This window comes from Rheinheimera sp., assembly GCF_036568245.1.
Lineage (GTDB): Bacteria > Pseudomonadota > Gammaproteobacteria > Enterobacterales > Alteromonadaceae > Alishewanella.
Window position 1 is genome coordinate 1 of sequence record NZ_DATCSY010000005.1, and the last position, 4,711, is coordinate 4,711.

Annotated in this window: 4 protein-coding genes and 1 pseudogene; 1 reads left to right on the forward strand and 4 read right to left on the reverse strand. The window is 50.7% G+C overall.

All coding sequences use genetic code 11. The annotated features are described in order from the left end of the window. A pseudogene (locus VIN66_RS00220) lies at positions 1 to 227 on the forward strand (HPF/RaiA family ribosome-associated protein); the annotation flags it as partial. A gap of 47 nt (positions 228 to 274) precedes the next feature. Here the strand turns inward: VIN66_RS00220 and VIN66_RS00225 are convergent. The 4 genes from VIN66_RS00225 to VIN66_RS00240 form a co-directional block, all read right to left on the reverse strand. Beyond that, positions 275 to 1,945 carry an amidohydrolase gene (locus VIN66_RS00225; protein ID WP_331922119.1) on the reverse strand — a complete coding sequence of 557 codons (1,671 nt, stop codon included), beginning with the start codon at positions 1,943 to 1,945 and terminating at the stop codon, positions 275 to 277. A gap of 78 nt (positions 1,946 to 2,023) precedes the next feature. After that, a complete protein-coding gene (locus VIN66_RS00230) occupies positions 2,024 to 3,064 on the reverse strand; it encodes a M48 family metallopeptidase (protein ID WP_331922120.1) in 1,041 nt (346 codons plus the stop codon). Further along, positions 3,064 to 4,149, reverse strand: coding sequence for a YjgN family protein (locus tag VIN66_RS00235; RefSeq protein WP_331922121.1), 1,086 nt, complete (start codon positions 4,147 to 4,149; stop codon positions 3,064 to 3,066). The genes VIN66_RS00230 and VIN66_RS00235 overlap by 1 nt, the downstream gene beginning before the upstream one ends. Before the next feature lie 145 nt (positions 4,150 to 4,294). Next, a partial coding sequence (locus VIN66_RS00240; protein ID WP_331922122.1) for a hypothetical protein occupies positions 4,295 to 4,711 on the reverse strand: 417 nt, incomplete at its 5' end.

Genomic DNA, 4,711 nt, shown 5'->3' on the forward strand with positions numbered 1-4,711 from the left:
TAAGTGACGAGAATGGCAACACCAAGCATGATGGTAATGATAAACGCTGCTTGCTTGAAGCCAGGCCAGAAGGACTGGACCCGGTTGCAGTCACAGAGCATGCGGCAACTGTGGGGCAGGCCATTACCGGTGCTGCTGATAAGATGCAACGTAAACTCAGCTCGTTAGTGGGTAAACAGCGCGACAACCGGGTTGCCAGCCCAGCTTACGCTGAGCCTGAAGCTTAGTTAATTAGCTGACGCAAAAACGGCGCTACAGGCGCCGTTTCTGATATTTAAAGTGGACTTTGTTCAGCGGCACGTTTGAAGCGCTGTTTACCATTAACATAAGTTTGCTCTACCTCAACCTGCCACAGCTGTTCTGGCGCGATGTTAAAGATATCGCGGTCGATCAGGATAAAGTCAGCCCAACTGCCGGGCATCAGCGTACCCATGCTGTGCTCCTGAAAAGCGCCATAGGCAGCGTCAACAGTGAAAGATCGCAGTGCTTCGGTCAGCGTCAGACGCTGCTCAGGCAACCAACCACCGGTGGGTTGATTATCATGGTCCTGCCGGGTTACCGAGGCATGCAGGCCGTGGAATACGTTGGCCAGCTCGACCGGGAAATCTGAGCCGCCAACAATAATGCTACCCTGATCAATAAAACTTCGCCAGGCGTAGGCACCGCGCAGCCGGGCTACACCGAGGCGATCGCCGGCCATATTCTTATCTGACGTCGCATGTACTGCCTGCATTGCAGGTAGCACATGTAAACTGGCAAAACGCGGTATGTCTTTCGGTGATACTATTTGCGCATGTTCAATGCGGTGACGGCTTTGCGCGCGTTTGTTCTCGGGTACCAGTTGCGCAAAACGATCCAGCACTAAACGGTTTGCTAAATCACCAATAGCATGCACGTTGGTCTGAAAGCCTGCGTCAATTGTCAGCTGCATAATCTGTGTCAGCTGATCCGGTTGTGTAACCAGCAAACCTTTTTGCTCCGGCTTATCACTGTACGGCTCAATAAGCGCGGCGCCACGGCTGCCCAAAGCGCCATCTCCATATATTTTTACCGAACGGATATCGAGAAAATCTGTTGGGTCATCAATAATTCCGGCTTCAAGCCAAGCTGGCAGTTGTGGATCGCGGGCCGACAACATAGGGTAAATACGCAGCGGTAGTTTGTGCTCAGCGGCCAGCTGCTGATAGAGCTTTACCACATCGGTATCGACGCCTGCGTCGTGTACGCTGGTGATGCCAAGCGCCAGTAAATGTTTGAATGCTGCTTGCAAGGCACGAATTTTAGCCGCGTTATCGGCATCGGGGATATGCTGTTCCAGCAGCGTCATCGCATTATCAATCAGTACACCGGTCGGGTTGCCTTTGCTGTCACGCACGATCTCACCGCCAGGTGGGTCCAGTGTATCTTTACTGATACCCGCCAGCGCCAGCGCTTTACTATTGGCCCAGCCGGCGTGCGCATCAATCCGTTTTAAATAAACTGGCTTGTCACTGATGGCTTCATCCAGGCTGGCATGGGTAGGAAATTGTTTGCTCGGCCACAACACCTGATTCCAGCCACGGCCGATAATCCAGGGCGCATCTTTATTCTCTGCAGCAAACCGGGCAACCCGTGCCACAGCTTCCTGTTCACTGGTACTGCCGCGCAGTTCAGCCTGCGCCAGATTCTGGCCTAAGCCCAGTACATGGCCATGACCATCAATCAGGCCCGGCAGCACAGTTGCGCCTTTGCCGGCTAGCTGTTTTGCGGTGGCATATGTTTTGGCGATGGCAGCATCACCACGGGCGAGAATTTTGCCGCTTTCATCATCAAACACTAAAACAGAAAACGGCTGCAACTTACGGCTGTCGTCAAAGCCATACCCTTTGATATCGGAAAGTACTACCGGCGCCGCTGCGGCGGCACTACAGAAAAGCGCACTGACTAAACTGGCAAAACGCAGCATAAGGTATTGTCCTGGTTGGTTTTGCCATCAACTATAACAATAAAACCGCGCCGGGGGTATCCGGAACGGTTTCAGCCGTTACTGGTGCTGGCGGGCCTGTTCGATCCGCTCGCGTGTTGCCGGATGTGTACTGAGATATTTCAGCAGCGCAGGTTCCAGCTCTGGCTCAGCATCTCTGCTGCTGAGCAGTGCTGACATGGCATCGGCAAAAGCATCGCCGGATTTGCCAAGCGCCGTTAGCTGCTGCAATGCAAACTGATCTGCTTCACGTTCCATATCACGCGAGAACGCATTTTGCAGTAACACCGAGCCTGAACCAAGCAGCAGGTCGGCTACACCATCCGGGTTGCCAAACAGGATCCCTATCACCAGCGTTGCGCCTAATGACTGCGCAACTAAGCGCACACTGTGCTGGCCTTCGACGTGGCCAATCTCATGCAACAATACCGCAATGATGGCATCGGGGTTGTGTTGCAGCAAATTCACCAGCTCGTCAGTGATCACCACTGTGCCGTCTGGCAGGGCAAAAGCGTTAGCGCCGAAGAATTCAGATTGATACATATGCAGTTGGTAGTTTTTCTGTTGCAGCGGCAATTTTTTTAGCGTCATTTGCCAGTGGTAGTTCACCGTTGCTTGCTGCGCAGCAGATAGCTGTGTCGGCTGCAATGCAGTTTTTTGCAGGGTGTAAAACGTTTGCTCGCCCATTTTTTGCTTAATGTGGTCAGGCACCAACGGCACGCTGGCACTGGCCAGCATCGGCATTAAATCGACAATGATCCACCACAGCAACAAGGGCGACAGCAACACTGCGGCCAGTATCGACAACCTGTTGCTTTCCAATACTGCGGCAAAACCGGAACCGGCGGACTGCTGCGGCCAACGCCAGTTGGCGTCGTCAGGCCGGAAAACAGCGCCGCTGCGCAACTGTACTTCAACCGGTAATCCCGGCAGGACAGTGCCAAAGCGATAGTCAGGCCTGGCAACTTCGGCAAGCACTTCTGCAGTGTTGGCGCACTGTATCCGCAACTGGCCCCCATCAGTAAGGCTGGCAGTGGCGGCATATAATGCACTACTGCCGGCTTGCTGAAACTGACCCGATACGGAGCTTACAGCAGACATCAGGCGAGTGACACGTCAACATCAAACAAGCCTGCGGCTTCTTCACCAAAAGCGCTGCTGTCAGCTTGTTGCTCATCAACCAGAGTGTCGGCTTTAGGGTAAATCAGCAGTTCAGTGACAGATGCCAGATAGGCAGCTTTACGCACTTTTGCCCAGGGATAGGCCAGGCCTAATGTCAGCACAATGGCTACAAGGTTAGTGACGGTTAGCAGCAGGTAAGGCATCACTTCCATTTTCGATTTAAATTTAGCTACCTCAGGTAGCTCAGTGCGCTCAAATAAATGATTGCGGATCATACTGTGGTAGATGGCGCCGCTTAAAGCAAAAGCGAAAAAATACATAAGAAAGAAGCCTGCAGATCCCAGAAAAGCCGCAGTACCTGCACTGCCAGCTCCACTGGCAGCCATAATACCAATCAGTACTACGCCAATAATTGCGGCTACTGTCATTACGCCAAATACGGCTGCTGCGGCAACTAAAGCGGCGATATAGTAAGAACTGGTATCAGTATTAACCTGCATCTTCACGCCACCAAAACTGGTATTGCTGCAAATAAAATGGTCTATTTTTTTCAGTACCCACGGCATTGCCATATATAAGGTAAAAACCGACAGTATGGGTAACAGCACAAAATACTTTAATGCACCGACGTAGTTGCCATGAAAAGCAAACCGCACATTACGATAACTGGTCATCCGCATATTGAATTTAAGGCTTTGTACAATCAGCCAGGGCGATGCAAACATAAACAGCATTGCCAGCAATAATGCCAATACCGGTGATAGCATGGAAGCAATAGTAAATAACGCAAAAATGATTACTGCAATAATACGGCCTTTTAAAATCTGTATTGGTGTAGCGAGATAGCGAAAAGGCTGTTGTTCAATCCGGGTATGACCATAAAAGTACTGAGTGGTGCGCACTTTAGCCCAGGCACTGTATATTCCCAGTGTCACTATGCTCAGCAATAAATTGACGATCCAGATACCAAAAAACTCACCGGCCTGACCGCTGAACTGCACTTTGGCAGGACGCTGAGGGGCTGCGACAGCGTGGCTATTACCAGTATTGAGCGTATTATCCATAAGTACTGCTTCCTTGTTATTCTGATGTAAAACAAAGCAACGATTATACCGATAATGTGCAGGTTAATTGCAATAATTATTTATTAAAAAGTTAACTGAAAAGAGCTATTGAATATTCAATAGCTCTTTGACGACACATCATTTATCAGGGCTGAGCTTCATAGCCAGTGATATTGCCGATACCGGCGGGCAACAATCCTTTTAGCATATCAGGGCTGTAAGCCCCGGCACTACTCCACAGTACCCAATCAATGTCTCCGAGGTAACTGCTGCCACCGGCATCGCCGATTTGCAGGTAGTTATCCGTACCATTACTGGCCGGGCGCATTGTCACGCCTTCTAGCTGCAGCAGCGGTGTGTTATTACCATCTACATAAACCGCTACATTACCTGTCGTAGGCGAACTGAGAGCCACTGTGTAGTGGTAGATACGGTATGTACTCATGTCCAGAGCATCAAGTTCACCACCTTTACCGGCAGTAATGGACGAGCCATTATTAGCATTCTCCAGCTGGATACCCGAGTTATTACCGTCATTTCGCAGAATGATTTTTAACCGGCT

Coding starts and splice junctions, on each gene's coding strand:
- VIN66_RS00225 (WP_331922119.1), bottom strand. CDS start 1,945: ATGCTGCGTTTTGCCAGTTTAGTCAGTGCGCTTTTCTGTAGTGCCGCC.
- VIN66_RS00230 (WP_331922120.1), bottom strand. CDS start 3,064: ATGTCTGCTGTAAGCTCCGTATCGGGTCAGTTTCAGCAAGCCGGCAGT.
- VIN66_RS00235 (WP_331922121.1), bottom strand. CDS start 4,149: ATGGATAATACGCTCAATACTGGTAATAGCCACGCTGTCGCAGCCCCT.